The organism is Paenibacillus sp. M-152 (assembly GCF_003856555.1).
Classification (GTDB): Bacteria; Bacillota; Bacilli; order Paenibacillales; family Paenibacillaceae; genus Paenibacillus; species Paenibacillus polymyxa_C.
The window spans coordinates 4,521,769-4,546,884 of record NZ_CP034141.1 but is presented as its reverse complement, the minus strand read 5'-3'; the positions used below and the strand labels follow the sequence as shown (position 1 = coordinate 4,546,884).

21 protein-coding genes are annotated in these 25,116 nt (G+C 47.6%); all 21 read left to right on the top strand.

What is annotated here, in order from left to right:
• Positions 1-16: 16 nt before the first annotated feature.
• A complete protein-coding gene (gene lon / locus EGM68_RS19815) occupies positions 17-2,353 on the top strand; it encodes an endopeptidase La (protein WP_129549866.1) in 2,337 nt (778 codons plus the stop codon).
• Between the two features lie 18 nt (positions 2,354-2,371).
• Positions 2,372-2,983 (top strand): ribosome biogenesis GTP-binding protein YihA/YsxC, encoded by a 612-nt coding sequence (gene yihA, locus EGM68_RS19810; protein WP_013372691.1) that lies wholly within the window; start codon positions 2,372-2,374, stop codon positions 2,981-2,983.
• A gap of 285 nt (positions 2,984-3,268) precedes the next feature.
• A complete protein-coding gene (locus EGM68_RS19805) occupies positions 3,269-3,856 on the top strand; it encodes a hypothetical protein (RefSeq protein WP_013372690.1) in 588 nt (195 codons plus the stop codon).
• Positions 3,857-4,121: 265 nt separating this feature from the next.
• Positions 4,122-4,520: an adenosylmethionine decarboxylase gene (gene speD / locus EGM68_RS19800; protein ID WP_025678464.1), complete on the top strand. Its 399-nt coding sequence runs from the start codon at positions 4,122-4,124 to the stop codon at positions 4,518-4,520.
• A 249-nt stretch (positions 4,521-4,769) separates the two neighbouring features.
• Positions 4,770-6,164, top strand: a complete 1,395-nt coding sequence (hemA, locus tag EGM68_RS19795; protein ID WP_058712263.1) for a glutamyl-tRNA reductase — start codon at positions 4,770-4,772, stop codon at positions 6,162-6,164.
• Between the two features lie 16 nt (positions 6,165-6,180).
• Positions 6,181-7,008 carry a cytochrome c biogenesis protein CcsA gene (gene ccsA, locus EGM68_RS19790; RefSeq protein ID WP_013372687.1) on the top strand — a complete coding sequence of 276 codons (828 nt, stop codon included), beginning with the start codon at positions 6,181-6,183 and terminating at the stop codon, positions 7,006-7,008.
• A gap of 8 nt (positions 7,009-7,016) precedes the next feature.
• On the top strand, positions 7,017-7,664 hold the full coding sequence (locus EGM68_RS19785) for a precorrin-2 dehydrogenase/sirohydrochlorin ferrochelatase family protein (RefSeq protein ID WP_129549865.1): 648 nt from the start codon (positions 7,017-7,019) through the stop codon (positions 7,662-7,664).
• A gap of 1 nt (position 7,665) precedes the next feature.
• Complete coding sequence (hemC, locus tag EGM68_RS19780; protein ID WP_025678460.1) at positions 7,666-8,592, top strand: hydroxymethylbilane synthase; 927 nt, start codon at positions 7,666-7,668, stop codon at positions 8,590-8,592.
• A 4-nt stretch (positions 8,593-8,596) separates the two neighbouring features.
• Positions 8,597-10,153, top strand: a complete 1,557-nt coding sequence (gene cobA / locus EGM68_RS19775) for a uroporphyrinogen-III C-methyltransferase (protein ID WP_025678459.1) — start codon at positions 8,597-8,599, stop codon at positions 10,151-10,153.
• A 49-nt stretch (positions 10,154-10,202) separates the two neighbouring features.
• A complete protein-coding gene (gene hemB / locus EGM68_RS19770; RefSeq protein ID WP_013372683.1) occupies positions 10,203-11,201 on the top strand; it encodes a porphobilinogen synthase in 999 nt (332 codons plus the stop codon).
• Positions 11,202-11,232: 31 nt separating this feature from the next.
• The gene (gene hemL / locus EGM68_RS19765; RefSeq protein ID WP_058712267.1) at positions 11,233-12,537 is read left to right on the top strand and encodes a glutamate-1-semialdehyde 2,1-aminomutase; all 1,305 of its coding nucleotides are present in this window, start codon (positions 11,233-11,235) and stop codon (positions 12,535-12,537) included.
• Entirely contained in the window at positions 12,534-13,445 is a 912-nt protein-coding gene (locus EGM68_RS19760; protein WP_025678453.1) for an RluA family pseudouridine synthase, read from the top strand. The genes hemL and EGM68_RS19760 overlap by 4 nt, the downstream gene beginning before the upstream one ends.
• A gap of 125 nt (positions 13,446-13,570) precedes the next feature.
• Positions 13,571-14,902 (top strand): LysM peptidoglycan-binding domain-containing protein, encoded by a 1,332-nt coding sequence (locus EGM68_RS19755; protein ID WP_129549864.1) that lies wholly within the window; start codon positions 13,571-13,573, stop codon positions 14,900-14,902.
• 435 nt (positions 14,903-15,337) lie between these two features.
• The gene (locus tag EGM68_RS19750) at positions 15,338-18,004 is read left to right on the top strand and encodes a valine--tRNA ligase (protein ID WP_013372679.1); all 2,667 of its coding nucleotides are present in this window, start codon (positions 15,338-15,340) and stop codon (positions 18,002-18,004) included.
• Between the two features lie 36 nt (positions 18,005-18,040).
• Positions 18,041-19,417 carry a bifunctional folylpolyglutamate synthase/dihydrofolate synthase gene (locus EGM68_RS19745; RefSeq protein WP_058830518.1) on the top strand — a complete coding sequence of 459 codons (1,377 nt, stop codon included), beginning with the start codon at positions 18,041-18,043 and terminating at the stop codon, positions 19,415-19,417.
• Between the two features lie 6 nt (positions 19,418-19,423).
• The gene (gene murC / locus EGM68_RS19740; RefSeq protein ID WP_129550350.1) at positions 19,424-20,803 is read left to right on the top strand and encodes a UDP-N-acetylmuramate--L-alanine ligase; all 1,380 of its coding nucleotides are present in this window, start codon (positions 19,424-19,426) and stop codon (positions 20,801-20,803) included.
• A 165-nt stretch (positions 20,804-20,968) separates the two neighbouring features.
• Positions 20,969-22,246 (top strand): SPOR domain-containing protein, encoded by a 1,278-nt coding sequence (locus EGM68_RS19735; RefSeq protein WP_129549863.1) that lies wholly within the window; start codon positions 20,969-20,971, stop codon positions 22,244-22,246.
• Positions 22,247-22,367: 121 nt separating this feature from the next.
• Complete coding sequence (locus EGM68_RS19730) at positions 22,368-22,610, top strand: DUF4321 domain-containing protein (RefSeq protein ID WP_013372674.1); 243 nt, start codon at positions 22,368-22,370, stop codon at positions 22,608-22,610.
• 22 nt (positions 22,611-22,632) lie between these two features.
• Positions 22,633-23,241: a Maf family protein gene (locus tag EGM68_RS19725; RefSeq protein ID WP_129549862.1), complete on the top strand. Its 609-nt coding sequence runs from the start codon at positions 22,633-22,635 to the stop codon at positions 23,239-23,241.
• A gap of 14 nt (positions 23,242-23,255) precedes the next feature.
• Positions 23,256-23,948: a RadC family protein gene (gene radC / locus EGM68_RS19720; RefSeq protein WP_013372672.1), complete on the top strand. Its 693-nt coding sequence runs from the start codon at positions 23,256-23,258 to the stop codon at positions 23,946-23,948.
• Positions 23,949-24,054: 106 nt separating this feature from the next.
• On the top strand, positions 24,055-25,089 hold the full coding sequence (locus EGM68_RS19715) for a rod shape-determining protein (RefSeq protein ID WP_013311600.1): 1,035 nt from the start codon (positions 24,055-24,057) through the stop codon (positions 25,087-25,089).
• The last annotated feature ends 27 nt before the right edge of the window (positions 25,090-25,116 follow it).

Below are 25,116 nucleotides of genomic sequence, written 5' to 3'. Positions count from 1 at the left end.
TGGAGGTGCGAAAGCGATGGGACCCACCAAGACAAAAGGTCGTCGTTTTCCTTTGCTGCCTTTAAGAGGACTTCTGGTTTACCCGAGCATGGTTCTGCATCTCGATGTGGGCCGGGAAAAATCGGTCAAGGCTTTGGAAAAAGCGATGGTTGAAGACAATTTGATTCTCCTGTGTTCTCAATCAGAAGTTAATATTGAAGAACCCACACAAGAGGATATTTTTCGAGTCGGCACGGTAGCCAAAGTACGCCAAATGCTCAAGCTTCCCAACGGAACCATTCGAGTATTGGTGGAAGGGCTGGAACGTGCTGAGATTATTCAATATACGGACAATGAAGAATATTACGAGGTAATGGCGAAGGAACTGCACGAGGCAGAAAATGTGCAGCCTGAAACGGATGCGCTTATGCGCACTGTATTAACTCAGTTCGAGCATTATATCAATTTGTCCAAAAAGGTAACACCGGAGACTCTCGCTGCGGTATCTGATATTGAGGAGCCAGGACGCCTGGCTGATGTGATCACAAGCCATTTGACGCTCAAAATTAAGGAAAAGCAGGATATATTGGAGACGATCGACGTAACTCAGCGTCTGGAGAAGCTTCTAGATATTTTAAACAATGAGCGTGAAGTGCTGGAGCTGGAACGTAAAATCAACCAGCGTGTGAAGAAGCAGATGGAAAAGACGCAGAAGGAGTATTATCTGCGTGAACAAATGAAGGCGATTCAGAAGGAACTTGGTGAGAAGGAAGGTCGCGCAGGAGAAGTTGAAGAACTACGCAACCAGCTAAGTGAACGAGAGTTGCCGGTTCCGGTGAAGGAGAAGGTCGAAAAGGAAATTGACCGTCTGGAAAAAATGCCGGCAAGCTCTGCCGAGGGTGGTGTCATCCGCAATTACGTCGATTGGCTGTTAAGCTTGCCGTGGAACAAGTTCACCGATGATGATCTTGATATTATCAAAGCAGAAGAAATACTCGATAACGACCATTACGGGCTGGATAAGCCCAAGGAGCGGGTGTTGGAGTATTTGGCTGTGCGCAAACTGGTGAAGACCATTAAGGGACCCATTCTGTGTCTCGTAGGTCCGCCAGGAGTCGGCAAGACCTCGCTGGCTCGCTCGATTGCCAAATCCATGGGTCGGGAATTTGTCCGCATCTCTCTCGGAGGTGTGCGGGATGAAGCGGAAATCCGTGGTCACCGCCGGACTTATGTTGGCGCGATGCCTGGTCGGATTATTCAGGGAATGAAGACCGCAGGAACATCTAATCCAGTCTTTTTGCTGGATGAGATTGATAAAATGGCCTCCGACTTCCGGGGCGATCCATCGGCGGCATTGCTCGAAGTGCTCGATCCTGAACAAAACAACACGTTCAGTGACCATTTTGTTGAGTTGCCGTTTGATCTGTCCAACGTGATGTTTGTAACGACAGCCAATGCTGCACATAATATCCCGCGTCCGCTGATGGATCGTATGGAGACGCTCTATATTCCCGGCTACACCGAACTGGAGAAGTTGGAAATCGCCAATCGGTATCTCCTGCCCAAGCAGAAGAGGGAGCATGGCTTGGGAGAGGAACAGTTGGTTATTGGGGAGGATACGCTGCTGCGTGTCATTCGTGAATATACCCGTGAATCTGGTGTGCGTAATCTTGAACAGCAAATGGCTTCTCTATGCCGCAAGGCGGCGAAGTCAGTTGTATCCGGTGGCGAAGGGCCGATTGAAATCACACCGGATAATTTGAAAGATTATTTGGGTATCGCCAAATTCCGTTACGGTGTAGCAGAACTGGAGGATCAGATCGGTACGGTTACAGGCTTGGCGTGGACAGAGGTCGGTGGTGAAACACTGATGATTGAAGTGACGGTCGTGCCTGGGAGCGGGAAACTGATTCTTACGGGTAAACTAGGAGACGTCATGAAAGAATCCGCGCAGGCGGCATTCAGCTACACTCGTTCCAAAGCAGTCGATCTGGGCATCGAATTGGATTTCTATGAGAAAAATGATATCCATATTCATATTCCTGAGGGAGCAATTCCGAAGGATGGCCCATCTGCCGGAATCACGATTGCTACCGCATTAATTTCGGCTTTGACCAACCGTCATGTATCCAAGGATGTAGCGATGACGGGCGAAATTACCCTGCGCGGTCGCGTATTGCCGATTGGTGGTTTGAAAGAAAAATCGCTGGCTGCCCATCGGGCAGGTTACAAAAAAATTCTGCTTCCCAAAGATAATGAACGGGATTTGAAGGATATTCCCGACAGTATCCGGCAGGATGTTGAATTTGTCCCCGTTGCCCATATGGATCAGGTGTTAAAGCATGCTTTGGTTGAGCAGGCAAGGGTACATTAGAGAGGAATTAAAGACACAATGAAAGTAACAAAAGCAGAATTTATAATAAGTGCGGTTGGTCCGGATCAGTTTCCTGTGGACGCTTTGCCAGAGATTGCTCTGGCGGGGCGCTCCAATGTTGGAAAATCATCACTGATTAATCGGATGATTAACCGTAAAAATTTGGCGCGTACCAGTTCTACGCCGGGTAAAACTCAGCAACTCAATTATTACCGGATTAATGATGAGCTTTATTTTGTCGATTTTCCCGGTTACGGTTATGCTAAGGTATCCAAAACGTCACGTAAGGCTTGGGGACAAATGATTGAGTCTTATTTGCTGGAACGTGAGCCGCTCAAGCTGGTGCTACAAATGGTAGATTTGCGCCACCCACCGTCCAAGGATGATATCATGATGTACGACTGGCTGCGTCATAACGGGCTTCCTGTCTGTGTTGTAGGTACAAAAGCAGATAAAATCCCTAAAACACGTCGAGAAAAGCACTATAAGGTAATCAAGCAGGAACTTGGAATACTTCCCGGGGGTTTGTTTATCCCCTTTTCATCCGAAGAAGGCATGGGCAAGGAAGAGCTGTGGTCGGTCATCTCCAGTTATATCGAGAATGACGACGAAGAGCAGACGGAATTGTAAGGTTAGGGGCGTCCTTAAGGGCGCCTTTTTTTATGAAGTTGGATTCAAAACATTAAACTCACTAAAAAGGTAGGAATAATATATAATAAACAAAGGAAATCGTGGGATTTAAGCATAAAAGTGAGCATATGGAGGATAATACAGCTGCGATTCCGGTATTTTCCGTTTATCTTCGATGAATGGCGGATATTTATGATTTGATACGCAAGAAAGCGCAACAGGTCTGATGTATAATAAAGTATAAAGCTTACACTAAAGGTTCAGGAAAGAATTGAGGAGATTGGTATGGCACAGCGGTTAGCCACAGAGTATGTAAAAACCACTTTGACCTTGTCAGAAACCCAAATGGACGAATTTTTGCAGGCAGTGGATGATCCCCAGGTGCATTACCGCATTAAAGTTCTGGATAACGGAAGACAGGAAATCGTTCTAGAGCATATTGCGGGTGAGGAAGTTCATTTATTTTTTGAAGCCAAAGAGGGAGCGTTTGTTTGTGAATTAACTTGCCGCTTAGTTCATCCACAGCTAACTCTGTTTATACGCCAACTATTTGTTCGCTTTAAGGGTGAAGGTATTGTTTACCGCATGTATCAAGGATTCACTATGGTGTATTTTTATAATGAAGGTGCGGTCCGCAAAATTATGGAAAAGAATGCGGAAGGCTCTAGGCTGGTGTTTGAATATAGAAATACAGTGCAAGAACTGCAACAGCTTTTTCAACATCAGAACGTCGAAAATGAAATAGCAGATATATACAACCTCATTAATTCGTTACTTGACGAGCGGAATTTGGCGCGTACTTTCTCTGAGCTGGAACAGATTGACCATAAGCTTCGGATGAGTTGCTCCAAATTATTTGCACTGGAAGCTTAAAAGGCTGAATATATGGAATGAATTGTTATACAGTGTAGTCCCTTTCTTTGCCGAAAGGGGCTTTTTTATTCCAAAAAAATGATTGCATTTGCTGCACATAGATGTTATTTTTAATCTCGTTGAAAATGAATATAGGAACCAGGATTCACTCAGGACATTGAATGTTGCGAGAGGTTATCCCTCGGGAAGTGAATGACGTAGGTCCTAGCGGATGAAATTTTTTTCAAACATTTTATTCCTAGGAAGGGGGAACCGAAAGATGGAATTGGAATACTCAACTTTCGGAAGACACGTTGCCGTAGATACTTGGGGTGTTGAGTTTGAATTACTGAATGATGCGCAGTTTCTGGAGGCTCAATTAGTTGAAGCTGCTGAAGCTTGCGGAGCAACGGTGATGTCCGTTCAATCCAAGCAATTCGAACCACAGGGAGCTACCGTGCTTGTACTGTTGTCGGAGAGTCATCTCTCTATTCATACGTATCCTGAGAGAGGGTTTGCCGCTATTGATTGTTATACTTGCGGTGAGACTGTTGATCCGCAGCTGGCTATTGATTACCTGGTATCCGTTCTAAAACCGAAAAAAACATATGCGAAGAAGCTAATTCGCGGCTTGGGAGAACTTCAGGTGGAATCACCGAAGTGCAAGTTAGCTGAGTTGGTATAAATCTTTTTTTATGGAGCCTTTTGTGCGTCCTATATTATAACCATGGAACAATTCCATGGTTATTTGTTTTAAAAGTAGTTCAAACTAAACTAAAACATACAGAACGTGCTGGATGTTTATGAAAGCTATCCAATTTTCATAAACAATTCATAAAACAGCCGAAGGGGATTCGGACTTCTGTGATATAATTAACATAGTTTATGATAACAATGAGTATTCTTATTACAGTTTAGGCAGGTGAATTTTACAATGCACATCGTCGTTGTTGGGTTGAATTATCGTACGGCGCCTGTGGAAGTCAGAGAACGGTTTACATTTGCAGAACAGGATTTGCCAAAAGCGCTGGAGCAACTCAAACTTACCAAAAGTGTGTTGGAGGGCGTAGTTGTCGCAACCTGCAATCGGACTGAAATATATGTTGTGGTCGACCGCCTTCACATGTGCGGTTATTTTATACGCAGTTTTATGGAGCAATGGTTTGGTATTCCTCGTGATCAGTTTACACAACATTTATATATATATGAAGACGAGCAGGCAATTCGGCATTTGTTCCGTGTGACTTGTGGTCTGGATTCCATGGTCATCGGAGAAACACAAATTTTGGGTCAGGTAAAGAATGCTTTTCTCCAGGCTCAATCTCAGAAAATTACAGCAACGTGGTTTAATATGCTATTTAAGCAGGCCGTCACATTGGGCAAGCGTGCCCATTCGGAGACGTCTATTGGAGAAAGTGCCGTATCTGTTAGCTATGCAGCCGTTGAGCTGGGCAAACGGATTTTCGGGATGTTTACGGATAAAAAGGTATTAATCCTCGGTGCTGGTAAAATGAGTGAGCTTACCGTTAAGCATTTGTACAGCGGCGGAGCTGCCGAGGTTATTGTAGCAAATCGAACTTTGTCCCGCGCCGAGGATCTGGCCTCCAAGTTTAATGGAACACCAGTTACGATGGAGGAAGGCATGAATCGGTTGTCGGATGTGGATATTGTGATTAGCTCGACTGGTGCTCAGGGGTATATTCTGGATCGCAACCGTGTCGAAGCCAGTATGAAACGTCGTCAGTCTCGTCCTTTGTTTATGATTGATATCGCGGTTCCGCGCGATTTGGATCCGGCTATTGGCGAATTGCAGAATGTTTTCCTATATGATATTGATGATCTGGAAGGGATCGTGGAGAGCAACCTGGAAATGCGTCGTACTGAAGCTGCAAAAATCGAGCATATGATCGAAGATGAGCTTAGCGAGTTTTATCAATGGTTGAAAACGATGGGAGTGCGTCCGGTGATTCGTGCATTACAGGAAAAAGCGGAGTCTATACATCAGGATACGCTGGAAAGCTTGTATAACAAGCTTCCCGAGCTGGATGAACGGCAGCGTAAAGTGATAAGCCGCTTGACAAAAAGTATGCTGAATCAGATGATGCATGATCCTATCAATCGGGTTAAGGAACTGGCTGTCCAAAAGCAGGGAAATGAGGCGTTAGACATGTTTAGCCACATTTTTGCTCTGGAGGATCGTTTGGAGGACGCTGCTCAGAAAGTAGATAAAAGCGATGCATCTGCGTTGATAAAACCGGAGGCTGGTGTTCATGGAAAAACCGGTCAGGCTCAGGCTTTGCCAGCGTCGTTTGCGCCGGCCAGCCTGTAAAGGTGGGTGAACAGACATGGCCTCAGGCATGCTTATATATGATTCAATGATTTATGTTTTTGCCCTGAGCCTTCTGTTTGTATTTTCGGATGGAATTCGTCGCAATGCGAATGCTAAACGGACAGGTACAGGGCTTCTTCTTGTCGTTGTAGTGCTCCAGCTTGTTTTTATGGGAATGAGAACCTGGAATGAAGGGCATCTTCCCATTTTCGTGACCTACGACTTTCTGTTTCTGTTCTCATTTATTCTGGTGCTGATTTCTTTGTTTCTGTCACGTTATCAGCGATCGGAATTTGCGGTATTGCTGCTTAATATCATTAGCTTTGCTGTTCTTGTGCTCAACAATATATGGATGGAGCCGATCGACAACCCGCTTGGAAATTGGCATACCGTACATGGGCTGCTTCTGATTCATATTGCGCTGGCTAATCTTGGCTTTGTCGCGATGACGGTAGCGGCTGTATTTTCGGGCTTGTATCTGTTTTTGCATCGTAAATTGAAAGTCAAGAAATGGAATGACACGATCAAGCGCCTGCCGAGTCTGGAAATGATGGATCGGTATACACATATGGCGCTGTTAATTGGTACTCCTCTGCTGGGAGTTTCTATTGTCGTGGCTGTCATTTCTATTATTGCCGAGGAACGCTGGCGTCTTTTACTAGATACCAAAGTGCTGATGACAGCGATTGCCTTATGCGTGTATATTGTATTTTTAGTGAGCAAAAGATTGAACCAGCGTTCAGGCCTTGTCATGGCAAAGTGGTCTTTGGTTGGCTACACGCTACTAATTCTTAATTTTTTGCTGAATTCCTGGTCTGTATTTCATCAGTGGACGGGAGAGTGAAAAGCCACTTGCAGCATTTTGTCCCGATTTCGTTGAATTGTAACAATAAGCTCTGTTGTGTTGTAGGCGGCGGCAGGATTGCGGAACGAAAGGTTAAGGGGATGATGGAAAGTGGGGCGTCCATTACCGTCATTAGCCCGAATATAACGCCGGATTTACAGGTCCTGGCCGATCACAAGCAGCTCCACTGGGTAAATCGCGTGTATCGCGAGGGTGACCTCCAGGGAGCCTTTCTTGTATATGCCGCTACGAACCAGAGAGAAGTGAATAATAAGGTTGCGCATGAGGCCAGACAAAGGGGTATACTGGTAAATGTGGCGGATCGCTCGGAAGAGGGAGATTTCATAACGCCGGGTATCATCCGACGAGGGAGACTGACGATTAGTATTTCCACAGAAGGGGCAGGCCCCGCTGTGACCGCTGATATTACATCAGCCTTGAATACGTTGTTCGGTAGCGAATATGAGCCTTATCTGGATTTCATGCACGATATGCGGCAGATCATCAAACGCAAGATAAGTTCCCCACAGCAAAGGACCAAACTATTAAGACGCTTGGCGAGTAGCGGAATTTTGGAACAAATACGACGTCATGAATTTATGGCTTGGACCGAAAAAGAAATAGATCTATGGATTGCGCAAAATCAGGAGGAATAACATGCGAACAATTGTGGTAGGCAGCAGACAGAGCGCTCTGGCGTTAACTCAAACCGGGCATGTCATTGAGGATTTGAATGCGCTGTGCGCGGAGCATGGATTGGATTTGCAATTTGTCATCAAAAAAATCCTGACCAAGGGTGATCGGATATTGGATGTAACCTTGTCCAAAGTGGGTGGCAAAGGGCTTTTTGTCAAAGAGATTGAACAGGCCATGCTGGCTGGTGAAATTGATATGGCAGTACATAGTATGAAGGATATGCCGTCCGAATTGCCGGAGGGTCTTGTCAATGGCGCTGTACCGCGCCGTGAGGACCCACGCGATTGCCTAATCACATTGGGCGCTAAGAGTCTGGAGGATTTGCCTCCAGGAGCCAAGGTGGGCACAAGCAGCTTGCGCAGAGCCAGTCAAATCAAGTCCATGCGTCCTGATCTACAATTGGAGCCAGTACGTGGCAATATTGATTCCCGTCTGAAAAAGCTGGAGACGGAAGGTTTTGACGCCATCATTTTGGCAGCAGCAGGCTTGCACCGGATGGGCTGGAAAGACCGAATTACGTCCTATATACCAGAGGAGGCATGTTTGCCGGCAGTGGGACAGGGAGCGCTCGGTATTGAATGCCGTGCGAGCGATGAAGAGCTGTTGGCATTGCTGCGTCTCTACAACCACCAGGATACCTCGGCTACGGTTGAGGCAGAACGAACTTTTCTGGGTGTGTTAAATGGGGGATGCCAAGTGCCAATCGGCGCTCATGCAGTCTGGGCTGGTCAAGAAATCAGTCTCACAGGGATGGTAGGCTCGCCAGATGGCGAGGTTATTTTGAAGGAAACGCTCCAGGGAAATGATCCGCAGAAGCTGGGAGAAGCGGTGGCGGCCAGTTTGATAGCCAAAGGAGCGGAACAGATTCTGGCGCAGGTGAGGGGATAATGGAATGGTGGGAAAGGTATATTTAGTAGGTGCAGGACCCGGAGATGCAAGATTAATTACGGTTAAGGGTTGGGAGTGCATTCAACTGGGCGATGTCATTGTGTATGACAGACTGGCAAGCCCTCGCCTCTTGGGGCTGATGAAGCCAGGGGCCCAAAAAATATATGTCGGCAAGCTGCCAGATCGTCACACCATGAAGCAAGAGGAAATTAATCAGCTGCTGGTGGATTTAGCTTTGGAAGGAAAGACAGTCGTCCGGCTCAAAGGGGGAGACCCCACCATTTTTGGTCGAGTCGGCGAGGAAGCCGGGCTGCTGCGTAAACACGGCATTTCCTATGAAATCATACCTGGCATCACATCAGCTATCAGCGTGCCTGCCTATGCAGGCATTCCCGTTACACATCGGGATATGGCTTCGTCGCTGTCTATTATTACAGGTCATGAAAGTCCGGATAAACTCGATAAAAGTATTCATTGGGATAAAGTAACGAACGCAACGGGGACACTGATCTTTATGATGGGTGTAGCGAAGATCGGCTATATCAGTGATCAGCTGATAAAGCACGGTAAGCCGTCCGATACTCCAGTTGCATTGATCCGTTGGGGGACCCGCGCCGAGCAAGATACGCTAGTGGGCACGCTGGCGGATATTGAAGCCAAGGTGAAGGCAGCGAATTTTCAACCGCCGGCTGTTATTGTTGTCGGTGAAGTGGTCAATCAGCGTGAACAGTTAAAATGGGCAGAGGATATGCCTTTGTTCGGGAAGCGAATTTTGGTTACTCGCGCACGCGCGCAGGCCAGTAGTCTGGTTCACCGGATTGAGGAGCTTGGAGGCGAACCTTATGAGTTCCCAGTTATCCAGACCGTCGTCCCTTCGGACGAGCAGGCAAAACAGAAAATCAAAGAGGCGTTTGCGCGGCTTCCTGAATATGACTGGGTGTTTTTTACCAGCGTTAACGGAGTGGAGTACTTTTTCACTCACTTAAAGGAACAGGGCAAGGATGTACGTGCGCTATACAAAGCACGTATTGCCGCGGTCGGACCAGCTACAGCAGACGCGCTTCGGGCGCACGGAATTGTAGCAGAACAGATCGAAGGTCCTTTTCAGGCAGAGGGTTTGCTTGAAGCGTTTGAGCAAGATTTGCAAGCAGGGCAAAACGTATTTCTTCCAAGAGGTGATCTCGCTCGCTCCTGGCTGCCAGATCAGCTGAGGGAAATGGGACTTCGTGTGACCGAGGCTGATTTGTATCAAACGGTGCTGGCGGCCAACACACAGGATGATGAACTGCTCAAGCTGCTGGAGGAGCGTGCCATTCATGCGATTACTTTTACCAGTTCCTCAACCGTAACCTTTTTCCTGGAAGCCCTCAGACAAATGGGGATCAGTGATCCAGTCTCCCTGCTGGAGGGAGTTACGATCGCTGTGATCGGTCCCTTGACTGGTGAGACAGCAACCCAAGCTGGCTTGACTGTCAGTTTGATGTCAGAGAAGGCGACCATTGAAAGTCTAATTCAATCGCTATGTGACTGGAAACAATCAAGTACGGTTATGACATTATAAATTTTAATTTTTATTAAATGAATGTATAAAAAAATGGAGGTTTGTAACTATGAGTGTCCCTTTTACTAGACATCGTCGTTTGCGCCAGTCGGCTGCCATTCGCAGCATGGTGCGTGAAACGGTATTGAATCCGGCTGACTTTATCCAACCGATCTACGTAACATTTGGTACTGGAGTGAAACAGGAGATTAGCTCCATGCCAGGCGTATACCGTTTTTCTTTGGATCGGCTGGAAGAAGAGCTGAAAGAAATTAGTGAGCTTGGCATTCCTGCTGTGCTCCTGTTTGGCATACCAGAAACCAAAGACAGTGTAGGGACTTCAGCTTTTGTGGACAACGGTATTGTTCAGGAAGCTACTCGTTTGATCAAGTCACGTTATCCCGAACTGCTGGTCGTGGCAGACACTTGCTTGTGTGAGTTTACGGACCATGGACACTGCGGTATGGTGCACATGCATGAGCATGATGGTGAGGTATGCGGTGAAGTATTGAATGATGAATCTCTGGAGGTGCTGGTACGTACAGCCGTTTCTCAGGCGAGAGCCGGTGCAGATATTATCGCTCCTTCTAATATGATGGACGGTTTTGTACAGGCGATTCGGCAAGGACTAGATCTGGAAGGTTTTTCACATATTCCGATTATGTCGTATTCCGTTAAATATGCGTCTGCCTTTTATGGTCCTTTTCGGGAAGCTGCTGATTCTGCGCCGCAGTTCGGTGACCGCAAATCCTATCAGATGGACCCTGCCAATGCACGTGAGGCGTTGCGGGAAGCGGAGTCTGACGTGATGGAGGGTGCGGACATGCTGATGGTGAAGCCTTCTCTTTCTTATCTGGATGTAATGCGCACCATTAAGGACCAATTTGATTTGCCTATGGTGGCTTACAACGTCAGTGGTGAATATGCAATGGTCAAAGCGGCAGCCCTCCAAGGCTGGATTGATGAAAAAGCGATGGTACTGGAGATTCTGACAAGCATGAAGCGTGCCGGTGCGGATATGATTATTACCTATTCTGCCAAGGATGCGGCAAGATGGTTGAAGCAATAAGTGTATTTTTTAGAAGACAGGAGTGATTAGAATGATCGACGAACAACGAACAGTACGCAAGGATACGCGTTCCAAAGCAGCTTTTGATGAGGCAAAACAGTATATTCCGGGTGGCGTGAACAGTCCGGTTCGAGCTTTTAAATCCGTAGGTATAACACCGGTATATATCGATCGTGGAGAAGGATCGCGTGTATATGATATCGATGGTCAATCCTATCTAGACTATGTATGTTCATGGGGACCACTTATTATGGGCCATGCGCATCCCGAAGTGGTTAAAGCTTTACAGGCTGCTGTTGTAAAAGGAACCAGCTTCGGAGCCCCAACGTTGGCGGAAACGGAAATGGCGAAGCTCGTATGTGAGCGTGTTCCTTCTATGGACATTGTTCGCATGGTCAACTCGGGAACCGAGGCGACGATGAGTGCGATACGACTCGCGCGTGGATTTACAAAACGTAGCAAAATTCTTAAATTTGAAGGCTCTTATCACGGTCATGCGGACAGCTTGCTGATTAAAGCGGGCTCTGGTGTTGCGACCTTAGGTCTACCTGATAGTCCGGGTGTACCTGAAGTCGTGGCCACACATACAATCACCGTCCCTTATAATGATTTGGCATCGGTGAAGCTGGCTTTTGAGAAATTTGGTGAAGAGATTGCTGCTATTATTGTCGAGCCGGTAGCTGGCAATATGGGTGTTGTACCACCACAGCCTGGATTTTTGGAAGGTTTGCGTGAGGTAACCCAGCAGCACGGAAGTCTACTAATTTTTGATGAAGTGATGACTGGATTCCGGGTGGGACTTCATTCCGCTCAAGGGCGCTTTGGTGTGACGCCGGATCTTACGTGTCTAGGCAAAGTGATTGGTGGTGGCTTACCTGTAGGTGCATATGGCGGTCGTCGCGACATTCTAGAGCAAATCGCGCCATCTGGCCCCATCTATCAAGCGGGTACGCTTAGCGGAAATCCGCTGGCTATGGCAGCAGGTTATTCGACGCTTAAATTGCTGACACCAGAAGTATATGATCGCTTGGAAGAGCGGGCAGCACGACTTCAGGCCGGATTCGAACGTAACGCGCGAGAGCTGGGGATTCCTGTCACGATCAACCGTGTAGGTTCTATGGTGTGTCCGTTCTTCACAGACGAGAAGGTTGTCAATTTTGACACTGCTAAAACGAGTAATCAGGACCACTTCCGCCGTTACTTTACTGAAATGGTGAATGAGGGCGTTAGTGTAGCTCCATCTCAATTTGAGGGCATGTTCGTATCAGGTGTGCATACAGTTGAGGATATTGATGCTACCATTGAAGCGAACTATCGCGCGCTCAAACGTCTATGAGTTGGAAAGGCACCTGGAAGAGAAGAGGACCGTGGCTGGAAGTCACACCGGGGCGAGAAATTGCAACTGATGAAAATCGCGCTGAAGCTGTGGACCGCTGGTTGTTGAACCGTCTGGGATTACCAGACAAGCTGTGGCGCAGGCTACGGCATGAAAAAGGGATTGAACTTACAGGGGACCGGCTGCGGCTGGCCCTTTTTCCTGTAGTGGACCTCGGCGTCATCCCACGTTGGTATGATTTGAAGATACTATACGAGGATGATTTTTGCTTGGTCGTACACAAACCAGCGGGTATGGCGGTCCATCCAGACGGTGGTGTAAAGGATGGTCCGCTGACGTTGGATCATGCTGTCGCATCCTATTATGAAATTAACGACATTCATACAGCAGTACGGCATGTACATCGTCTGGATGTGGACACGACAGGCCCGGTGCTATATGCCAAAAATGAATTTGCGTTGCTCAAGCTGGACGAACAAATGCGAGCTAAGGACATCGGTCGTCGTTATGTAGCTTTGGTACGAGGGAAAGTACCTCCATCGCTGCGGACGTTGGATTGGCCGATTGGCAAGGATAGGCATCATAAACAGCGCCGCCGTGTATCCCCAACCGGGCAGAAGGCGGTTACCCATGTGGAAGTTGGTGAAGTATGGGGGAGTGGTCCGAGTGCGGTCAGTCTCGTGTATCTGACGCTGGAGACGGGTCGGACGCACCAGATTCGCGTACATCTTAGTCATGCTGGCTATCCTTTGCTTGGGGACGTATTATACGGCGGTCGTGCTGTTGATTTTGGTAGGCAGGCCCTTCACGGAGAGCGCCTTACCTTCTGTCATCCGCTGAGCGGCGAAACGATAACCGTGGAGGATGCTTGGCCGGATGATTTTCAAAAGCTGCACAAACAGCTATAAAAGATGGCATGCCTTCTATTTTGGCGCATATACTTGAACCTAGAAACGGTTTGCAATATGGAGTTTCCGTGCGTCTGACACGAGTCAGAGGATGTGCGGAGGCTGCCCAAAGGAGGATGCCATCCTTGAATAAACAACAGAATGATCAGCCGCAAGGCTTGCGTTTTGATATTTATGAACGCATTCATTTGACGGAGGAAGCTGCCGGGATTGCCGAGTTGGAGGAAATTGAGCTTCTGCCACGCATTCAGGTTGTAACCCACGGCGACCATGCCGCTTTGCGAGGGCATTTGCTGCTGGAGGGCGTGTACCGCACACCTGAACAGATCACGAGCGAGCTTCATCATTTGATCCCTGTGGAAATTACCATTCCGCTAAATCGGGTAGGAAGATTGGAAGATATCTCCGTGGAGATTGAAAATTTTGATGTGGACCTGCTCTCTTTACGCAGTCTAAACATTACAGGGGTTCTTTCTTTGCATGGGGTGGAAAGCTCTCATGCAGAGGAGACAGCGGTTTGGCTGGATGAGGAGTTTACTGTAGTGCATGCGCCTGAGCATCCGGCTCCATCTCTTTCCGGCGATGGGGAGCATCGTCACGAAGAGGCCTATTCTACCCAAGACTCGGCATTCAACAACTATACAGACTCGGAAACTTCATACACAGTAGCAGCGCAACAGGAGTCAGCTTACTGGGAACAGTCGTCAGAGGATCAACTTGAACAGAAGTCATCATTGGAGCAGCAGACTTATGACCCGATAGTAGATCCGAATCGATATTATGAGCCATGGACGGGAAAAGCAATTGAAGACAGTTCTTCCGAAGTGAAGCATGAGCAGGAGTCACCGGAAGTGTGGGGAATTCAGCAAGAGGCAGTAGGGACGATAGGAGATGAGCCTAAAGTATCTTCTACATCTCCCAATGTAGCATACGACTCTTTGCTGTCGGAGCCGCATTCTGACACAGAGTCGGAGATTTATTTGGAGCCGCAGTTGGAAGCAAGTCAGGGGAATGACTTTGACTTCAGGCCTGAGGCGTCAGAACAGGTAAACCATGAAGTTCATGATACCTTTACTGAGGAAAAGCCAGAGATGCGCGTGGCTTTTAACAGTAAAAAGGATGAAGGAGCAGACGAGCCGGACCCGGTTGTCTACTCATCATTGCTTCAATCCAGCCGTTCGGTAAAAGAAGCGGAACACCAGCAGCAACTGGAACATGAACCGCAAGGTCAGGATCAGAAAGTCGACGAAGAGCGTGAGGATGCCAAGTGGAAAAATCTTTTTTTCCATACACAGGATGAAACGCCTTTCCGCAAGGTAAGGTTATGCATTGTACAGCGCGAGGATACACTGGAAACGATAGCAGACCGTTATCAACTCAGCACACGGGAGCTTCAATTGTATAACAGATTGGCAGAGCATCATGTAGAAGAAGGGCAAGTATTGTACATCCCTTGATTCGGTTGCTGAAACATGCGACGAAGTGCTGACTATAGTCAATGAGAAATGGGTGTTGACTATAGTCAATGGGAAATGTATGATGTGGTATAGTTATTGAAAGACTGAGATCGGGAAGAGTAGGCAGCAAGCCCTTCAGAGAGTGGAATTGCAGCGCTGTGAGGTTCCGCAGGAAGCTACTGGCCGAAGTCACCCGGGAGTCGCCTGTTTGAACGGTTCCTCATTTCATTCCTTCGGAAGGTAAGAGGTTCACGGTAGAATAAGGCCGGTCCGCAACCGTTATCTGCATAAAGTGTCACACCATGTGTAATGGATCAGTGGATACATACACTAGGGGTGAAACAAAGGTGGTACCGCGAGAGAACAGCCTTTCGTCCTTTGAGGATGAAGGGCTTTTTTTATTTGCCAATTGAAAAATCATGGAGGTATCCTGATATGTCAGAACAAGACAACAAGACAACCTTGGAAATGCCAACAACGTATGATCCCAAATCAGCAGAACAAAAATGGTACAAAACGTGGATGGAGAAGGGCTATTTCCGCGCCGGGCAACATCCAGAGGCAGAGCCTTTTACAATCGTTATTCCACCACCCAATGTTACGGGTATGTTGCATATTGGACATGCTCTTGACTTTACTTTGCAGGATATTATTATCCGCGCCAAGCGGATGCAGGGTTATGATGCCTTGTGGCTGCCAGGGGCAGACCATGCAGGTATTGCTACTCAAACAAAAGTAGAGCAGAAGCTGCGTGAAGAAGGCCTGACTCGCTATGATTTGGGCCGTGAGAAGTTTTTGGAAAAAGTGTGGGAGTGGAAGGATCTTTATCTGGACAATATCCACAATCAATGGGAAAAAATGGGCTTTTCTCTCGATTATTCCCGTGAACGTTTTACATTGGATGAGGGACTGTCCAAAGCGGTACGCGAAGTATTCGTTAAACTGTACAAAAAGGGCCTGATTTATCGCGGTAAACGCATCATTAACTGGGACCCTGCTGCACGTACTGCGTTGTCGGATATTGAGGTGGAATACAAAGAGGTGAATGGAAATCTATATCACCTGCAATACCCACTGAAAGACGGTAGCGGATTTATTACTGTAGCCACCACACGTCCTGAAACGATGCTGGGCGATACGGCTGTAGCTGTACATCCGGAAGATGAACGCTACAAGCAAATGATCGGCAAAACGCTTGTGCTTCCAATCATCGGGCGTGAAATTCCGGTCATTGCGGATGACTATGTGGATAAAGATTTCGGTAGCGGCGCTGTTAAAATCACACCGGCTCACGATCCGAATGACTTTGAAATGGGACAACGTCACCAGTTGCCACAAATTACGGTGATGGACGAGACGGGAACCATGAATGCTGAAGCAGGCAAATATCAGGGACTGGATCGCAGCGATTGCCGTAAGCAAATCGTCGCTGATTTGAAAGAGCAGGGTGTACTAATTCGTATTGAAGAGCATGTACACCAAGTAGGCCATAGTGAGCGTTCAGGTGTAGTTGTAGAACCTTATCTGTCCACGCAATGGTTCGTGGAAATGAAGCCTCTGGCAGCTAAGGCGATTGAAGCACAGAAGGCTGGCAACGGTGTAAACTTTGTGCCGGATCGCTTTGAGCGTACTTATCTGCATTGGATTGAAAATGTGCGAGATTGGTGTATTTCCCGTCAATTATGGTGGGGACACCGTATTCCGGCTTGGTATGATGAAGAAACCGGAGAAGTGATTGTATCGGCGGAGGACCCTACCACTTTGCCTGAATATGCCGGTAGAAAGCTCAAACAGGATGAGGATGTACTCGATACTTGGTTCAGCTCTGCTTTGTGGCCGTTTTCGACCCTGGGTTGGCCTGAGCAGACAGAGGATCTCAAACGCTATTATCCGACTAATGTTCTAGTTACAGGCTACGACATTATTTATTTCTGGGTATCGCGTATGATTTTTACCGCGCTGGAATTTACGGAAGAGATTCCGTTCAAGGACGTACTTATGCACGGTCTGGTTCGTGACGCGGACGGAAGAAAAATGTCCAAATCCCTGGGCAATGGTGTTGATCCGCTCGACGTGATCGAACAATATGGTACCGATGCTATGCGTTATATGATCTCCACCAGCAGCACGCCTGGACAAGACCTTCGTTTCCGCTGGGAACGTGTGGAGCAGGCGCGTAACTTTGCCAATAAAATCTGGAATGCATCACGCTTTGCGCTGATGAATCTGGAAGGCGTCACTGCGGCAGATATAGACATTACCGGTGACTTGAGCACCGTTGATCGTTGGATTCTGCACCGTCTAAACGAAACTTCACGCGACATCACGCGTCTAATAGATGCTTATGAATTTGGCGAGACAGGCCGCCTTCTGTACAACTTTATTTGGGATGATTTGTGCGACTGGTACATTGAGTTTGCGAAGCTTTCCCTATATGGCGATAATGCAGAGGCGAAAAAGAAAACACAATCCGTCCTTGCTTATGTTTTGGATCGGACACTGCGCATGATTCATCCGTTCATGCCTTTTATCTCCGAGGAAATATGGCAGCATCTTCCGCATGAGGGAGAAACGATCACACTAGCTGCTTGGCCTGCTTACGATCCTGCTTTCGAGGATAAGGATGCGGTCGCTGAAATGAATTTGCTGATCGACGTGATTCGTGCTGTGCGCAATATCCGCGCTGAAGTCAACGTGCCGATGAGTAAAAAAATTGAATTGCTCATAAAACCCGGCGATCAAGCCGTTCTTGATATCATTAACCGCAATGGGGAGTATGTACGTCGATTCTGTAATACGTCTGAATTCGACGCGGGATTAGAGTTCACCGCTCCAGATAAAGCCATGACATCTATTGTTAGCGGCGCAGAGCTATACCTGCCGTTAGCCGGACTGCTAGATATTGCCCAGGAAATTAGCAGACTCGAAAAAGAACTTCAGCATTTGAACAGTGAAGTGGAGCGCGTGGAGAAAAAGCTTTCCAACCAAGGCTTCGTGGCAAAGGCACCAGCCAAAGTCATTGAGGAAGAGAAGGCCAAGCAAGCCGATTACTCAGATAAGCGCGCTAAAGTTATCGCACGTATTGAAGAACTCAAGGGATAATTTCACTCACAATAAAATGACCTGAAGGTGAAGAGGATGTCAGATACGATCAGGGGCGGCGACATAGCCCCTTTACAAAGTTATGATGAAGCAGTGGAATGGATTAACGGGTTGATTCCGTTTGGCATTAGACCCGGACTGGAACGAATCGAACAGCTGATGAGTAGACTGGGTGATCCCCAACGACATCTGAAATTTATTCATATTGCGGGAACCAACGGTAAGGGCTCAACTTGTGCCTTTCTAACCTCTGTGCTTCTGAAATGTGGATACGATGTTGGGACCTTTACTTCTCCGTACATCACCCGATTTACGAACCGTTTTCAATTCAATGGGACCGATATTCCAGATGAAACGCTGGTTTCACTCGCCAATCGCTTGTATCCGTTGGTGAAAGAAATCGCAGATAGTGAGTTGGGATCACCTACGATGTTTGAGGTGTCCACAGCGTTGGCTATTTTGTACTATGCTACGGTATCTTTTCCAGATGTTGTGGTATGGGAGACAGGTCTCGGGGGAAGGATGGATGTAACTAATATCGTGAGTCCTATCGTCTCGGTTATTACGAATGTCGGCTATGACCATACGGACATTTTGGGAGATACACTGGAACAGATTGCAAGAGAAAAGGCTGGGATCATCAAGCCGGGTGTACCTGTCGTCAGTTGTGTTTCCCAGCCCGAGGCTATTCAGGTCATACGTGAAACGGCGGCCAAGCAAGGAGCTACCTTGTACCTGGCAGGAGAACAATTTACGTATGAACGGTTAAATGGGAATGAAACAGGTCAGACCTTTTCATTCGCTGGACCCTTCCGGCATATGGAAATCGACATCACGTTGTTAGGCGAGCATCAATGTTCTAATGCGGCAGGAGCTATGATGGCACTTGAAGTCCTACGTCAGTATATGGCTTTTGTGTTGGATGATGCGGATCTGCTGAAGGGCTTTAGGCAAGCTGCCTGGGCAGGGCGTCTCGAACAAGTCAGTACCTCGCCGAGAATTGTCCTTGATGGGGCTCATAATCCAGAAGGGGCGCAGACGCTGGCCAAGAGTCTCCCACAAGTGTATTCGTACAAAAAATTGGTTTTAATGATGGGAATGCTGTCAAACAAGCATCATGAGGCATACTTGCAGCATATACTGCCACTAGTGGATACGCTTATCCTGACCGAGCCCGATTTTCGCCGCAAAATGAATGCCGCTGATTTGGCTCATCTCGTGGAGAAGCTGCGGCCGTCTTATGCCAAAACGGATTTAAAAATTATTGTAGAAGGTGACTGGAAAAAGGCTTTAAGCCTGTTTCAGTCACATACGGAAGCGGAAGATCTGGGGGTGGTGTCCGGCACGCTGTATCTTATTGCGGATGTACGGGCTACCCTTATGTATCAAACCGATTCGGAAAAAGGTTGGTGAAATTTGTTGATTACTTCGGAACATGTTCATTTTATCGGTATCGGCGGCTACGGGATGAGCGCGATTGCTCGGGTCATGCTGGAGATGGGATATACCGTGACTGGCTCAGATGTGGCATCACAGGAGCTGACAGAAAAACTGGCGGCAAAAGGCGCAAAAATATATATTGGACACACGCCTGAACATATTGCAGGCGCAGATATTGTTGTCTATTCAACAGCATTGTCACGTGACAATGTAGAGCGGGTGGCAGCGGAAGAATTGAATATTCCAACACTGCACCGTTCGCAGATGCTGGCTCGCTTGCTTAACGAACGTAAGGGAATAGCGGTTGCGGGTGCGCATGGGAAAACGACAACCTCTTCCATGATCGCTCTGGTTATGGAGAGATGTAACGTTGATCCAACGTATATTATTGGCGGCGAAATCACGAATTTGGGAACGAACGCCAAAGCGGGTAAAAGCGAGTTTGTCGTTGCCGAGGCGGATGAGAGCGATGGTTCTTTCCTGCAATATCATCCTTGGCAGGGTATCGTAACCAATATTGAAGCGGATCATTTGGAAAATTACGATGGCGATTTTAATCGGCTGAAAAGTGCTTACGTACAGTTTTTGAGTCAAATTCGGCCGGATGGAGCAGCTATTGTATGCGCAGATGATCAGAACATCCGAGAGATGTTGCCTCAGCTCCAAACTCGGGTCATTACTTATGGGGTAGAGCATGAAGCGGATTACATGGCGACAGATATCCAACTAGGTGACCGCCGATTAAGCTTTACGATGAGTCGTAAGGGAACAGCACTCGGAACGATTGAATTGTCTGTACCGGGTAAACATAACATGTATAATGCGATGGCTACCGTGATTTCATGTTTGGAAGCAGGGATTCCATTTGATCAAATTGCTGCAACTATTGTGGAATTTCACGGAGCAAAACGTCGTTTTCAAGTGCTAGGTGAAGGCAATGACATTTTGATTATTGATGACTATGCGCATCACCCAACAGAGATTGAGGCTACGATCAGTGCAGCGAGAGCGACTGGGAAGCGTATTATTGCCGTGTTCCAGCCACAACGCTACAGCCGTACCTTTTTCCTGTTGGATGCGTTCAGCCGTGCGTTTAGCGAGGCTAATGAAGTGATCATTACCGATATTTATTCACCAGCGGGAGAAAAACAGATTGCAGGTGTGCATTCTTCCAAACTGGTGGATTTAATCGTCCAAAACAGCAACGCGAATGCAGTCTATTTACCGACCAAAGAAGCCGTGATCGAAGAGTTGAAAGATCGGTTACAGCCGGGCGATCTTGTGCTGACAATGGGAGCAGGGGATATCTGGAAAGCTGGCGACGCATTAGCACGCCATCTTCGCGGGCAACAAGTGTAATTACGTATAAACATGGGCTGTTACGCCAATGAATTATAGCTTTGAAGGGTATTCCGAGCAGAAAGTGTTTCGGGATACCCTTTTTTGTAATGCTGTGGCATATTTCCTCAGCTTGACTCATACAACAGACTATGAGGAAGTATGGGACAAGGAGGGAATGCATCCATGAACAAGGCCAAGATGACATTCCGGTTCGATCAACAGTTGCCGGAAACAAGCCGGGAGGCTAAGCTACAGGTGCTTCCGAACAAAAATGAGTCGTTTACGAACGGACAGCGTGACATGATTAGAGATACGGAGTTACACCACGATGATGAGCTTTATCAAACTGATAACCAGCGTAAAGGAATGGAACGGACTAGTAGTATGGAGAAACATACTCGAACTACACAACATTCAGAGCTCGGCAAACCTGTGGAGACGAATAAACGCACTGCAACTCGGCGCTTTACTCCAACATTGAGGGTACAAGAGGGATGGGACGACCCTTTTGGTCGTTCGGCAGCTTCCTGGTCAGATGCGGACGTTCTACCGGAAAGTCCAGAAGAGGATGATGTTGAGGTTGAGGAGGCCTATTATTCCGGTCAAGAGTATAGAAAGCGTCCACCACACCCTTCCAGATGGAGGTTGATCGGTTCTGTAGCCAGTGCGTTGGTGACTGGGGGCATGTTCGGATATATTATGTTGTTACTGTTTAACGGAGGTAGTATGGTCCCGGGATCTGATTCTTTGGATAATGAGGCTGTAGCCGTTTTCAAAGAATCTGTTGATGTCGATACAACGTCTGCAAAAGAGAATGCTGCCCCTGTCACCATCGTAGCAACTCAAGTGCCTCCACAAACCTATTACTTGCTGCAATACGGGGTTTTCAGCACTCCAGAGAGGGCTTTACAGGCAAAGGAAGAACTGTTGAAGGCAGGCATTGCAGCAGGAGGGGATAGCGAGGATCAAAACCGAGTATATGCAGGAATATCGTCGGATAGGGAGCAAGCCAAGTTGCTTAGTAATCAATTGAAGACACAAGGAGTGGAATTGTATGTCCGCGAGCTCGAATTACCCGGATTCGAAAAAGCGGCTTACGGAGGTAATGGTGATAAACTCACTACCTTTTTTCAGTTAAGCAACTCATTAGTGGGCAAGCTGAGCGGACTTTCCTCAACTTTGCTCAGAGAAGAAGGCCCAAATACGGTGCCAGCCTCCGACATGAGCGAGCTGAACGACCTGCATCAGCAGTGGACACAAAATATCGCTGCAATTCCCACTGGTCTTCCGAAGGAAGCGGCTACCACCGCAACTTCGCTTGAAAAGGCGATGAACAGCGCAGTCTCTGCACTTGGAGAATATAACAAGAACACAGCCAAGGAACACATTTGGGAGATTCAGTCCTCCATGATGGAATATGTTTTGCGTGAGAAGGAATTTATCCAATTCATAAAACAGTAGACTAACCATACTTTCCGGCAAGGAACTGGAAATAGTTCCCCATGCCGGATTTCTGTTTGTATTGCAGTACAAATCACCGTATAATAATGAAGGTGTCAAAAAATGGCGAGGGAAGATCAGGATGAAAAAAAATGTAGGAATGCTTATACTGTTTTTGTTGCTCGGTTGGCTTTTGGGTGCCTGGATTGCTAAGGCCCTTCAATCGGTCAAAGTCCTTTCCTTTCTGACCCACCCCACTACGATATCCTGGTCGCCGAGAGCGGATTTGGATATTATCAGCTACAACATAACGATAAATTTTGAATTGAGCCTGCTTAGTCTGATCGGCATCATCGCCGCATTCTGGCTGTATCGCAGGCTCTAACTGATGAAAAGGAGCTTCCCTTATGGACGGGAAAATTACGCCCCGCATTATTCTGGCATCGACTTCACCAAGAAGGAAGGAATTACTCGCATATTTGAGACTCCCCTTTGAGGTGGTGCCGAGTCATGCGGATGAAAGCACGCCTGAGAGCTGGACGCCTCAGCAAATCGTGGAGACCCTTGCGGCCCGCAAAGCCGAAGCGGTCGTGCGCACTGCCGCACAGTCCGAGGAAGCTGGATTGGTGATTGGCAGTGATACGATTGTCGTGCTGGAGGATTCGGTATTGGGCAAGCCTGCTAACCATGCGGACGCGGTTCGTATGTTGACTGCATTGCAGGGAAGAACACACCGTGTGTACACTGGGGTAGCCTGCATACATACCGGAACCGGTAAGATGCTTGTTAGACATCGCCAAACGGAGGTCACAATGAAGCCTCTGAACCAAGAGCAAATTGTGGCATACGTAAATACTGGTGAACCGTCTGACAAAGCAGGATCGTATGGCATTCAAGGCATGGGTGCTACGTTGGTGGAATCTATTCAGGGTTGTTATTTTAACGTCGTAGGATTGCCGCTTTCTTTGCTGTCGGACATGCTGTCCGATTTTGGAGTGAATGTGCTGCGTCCATAAAAGGGGATAAACATATGCTGGAGTCGCCAATACTGATGCTTCGCGACCTCCCCCATGAAGAACGACCAAGAGAGCGCATGATGACATATGGGGCGGATGCCTTGAGCAACGCGGAGTTGCTAGCAATACTACTGCGTACAGGAACACAAAGTGAATCATCTCTGCATTTAGCGCAGCGTATTTTGCAGCAAGCAGGGAATTTGCGTCAACTGGTGGATATGAGTCTGAGCGAGTTGACCCAGATTAAGGGCATTGGAAATGCTAAAGCGATACAGCTAAAAGCGGGGATCGAACTCGGGCGTCGATTAGCATTGTCACGCCACTTGGAGACCCCGGTGATTAGTTGCCCACGGGATGTGGCAGATCTGCTGTTTGAACAGCTTCGCTATTTGCAGAAAGAGCATTTTGTTTGCCTGTTTTTAAATACCAAAAACCATGTCATTGCTCAGGAAACGCTATCTATGGGCAGCCTGAATTCCGCCATCGTGCATCCTCGTGAAGTATTTCGGGCTGCAATCAAGTGTAGCAGTGCTTCGATTATTTGCGCTCATAACCATCCGAGCGGTGATCCGAAGCCAAGCCCGGAAGATGTCCAGTTGACTCGCCGCCTGATGGAAGCGGGCAACATCGTGGGCATCGACGTGCTTGATCATATTGTGATCGGGGACGGGACCTTTGTAAGTTTGAAGGAACAAGGTCTGATATAATATAATATTTAAATCAAACATTTAAACATGACCGGATAAACCGGCCTGAATAAACCGTTTATACAGGGATAACAGATTTCAGGGAAGAGAAAAGGAGATTAACATCATGCTGGGTGGCTTTACAAAAGATTTGGGAATTGACTTAGGAACGGCAAACACGCTTGTATACGTAAGAGGTAAGGGAATCGTGGTTCGTGAACCATCTGTAGTTGCTTTGCGTACAGATACAAAAACCATTGAGGCTGTTGGGGAATCTGCGAAAAAAATGATCGGTCGCACACCGGGAAATATCCGTGCAATTCGTCCAATGAAGGATGGTGTCATTGCTGATTTTGATACGACTGCAACGATGATCAAATATTTCATCCGTCAGGCGCAAGCACAACGTTCATTGTTTCCGCGCCATCCGAACGTGATGGTTTGCGTGCCTTCGGGCATTACTGCAGTGGAACAGCGTGCTGTTGAAGATGCGACCAAGCAAGCAGGCGCAAGAGAGGCGTACACGATTGAAGAGCCGTTTGCAGCGGCAATTGGCGCTGATCTGCCGGTATGGGAGCCTACAGGCAGTATGGTTGTCGATATCGGTGGAGGTACAACCGAAGTTGCGGTCATTTCCTTGGGAGGGATCGTAACAAGTCGTTCTGTACGTGTAGCTGGCGATGAAATGGACGAGTCCATCATTCAATACGTGAAACGTCAATACAACCTGATGATTGGTGAACGGACTTCTGAGCAGCTGAAAATGGAAGTTGGTTCAGCTATGCCATTAGAGCAAGTGGAAACATCGGAAATCCGCGGACGCGATCTGGTAACAGGCTTGCCGAAGACAATTACGATTACCTCCGATGAAATTAGCGAAGCATTATCGGATACCGTTAATGCGATCGTGGATGCAGTTAAAGTAACATTGGAAAAATGCCCTCCCGAGCTGGCAGCGGACATCATGGATAGAGGAATTGTACTGACTGGTGGTGGAGCACTACTGCGCAACCTGGATAAGCTGTTGGCAGGTGAGACCGGAATGCCGGTGATCGTAGCGGAAAATCCTCTGGATTGTGTGGCAATCGGTACGGGTAGAGCACTGGAAAATATCCATTTGTTCAAATCGCGCAGCAGTTCTGCCGTCCGTTCCAAACGTTGAATCGGGGGTGTAGGAACTGTTTAAGCT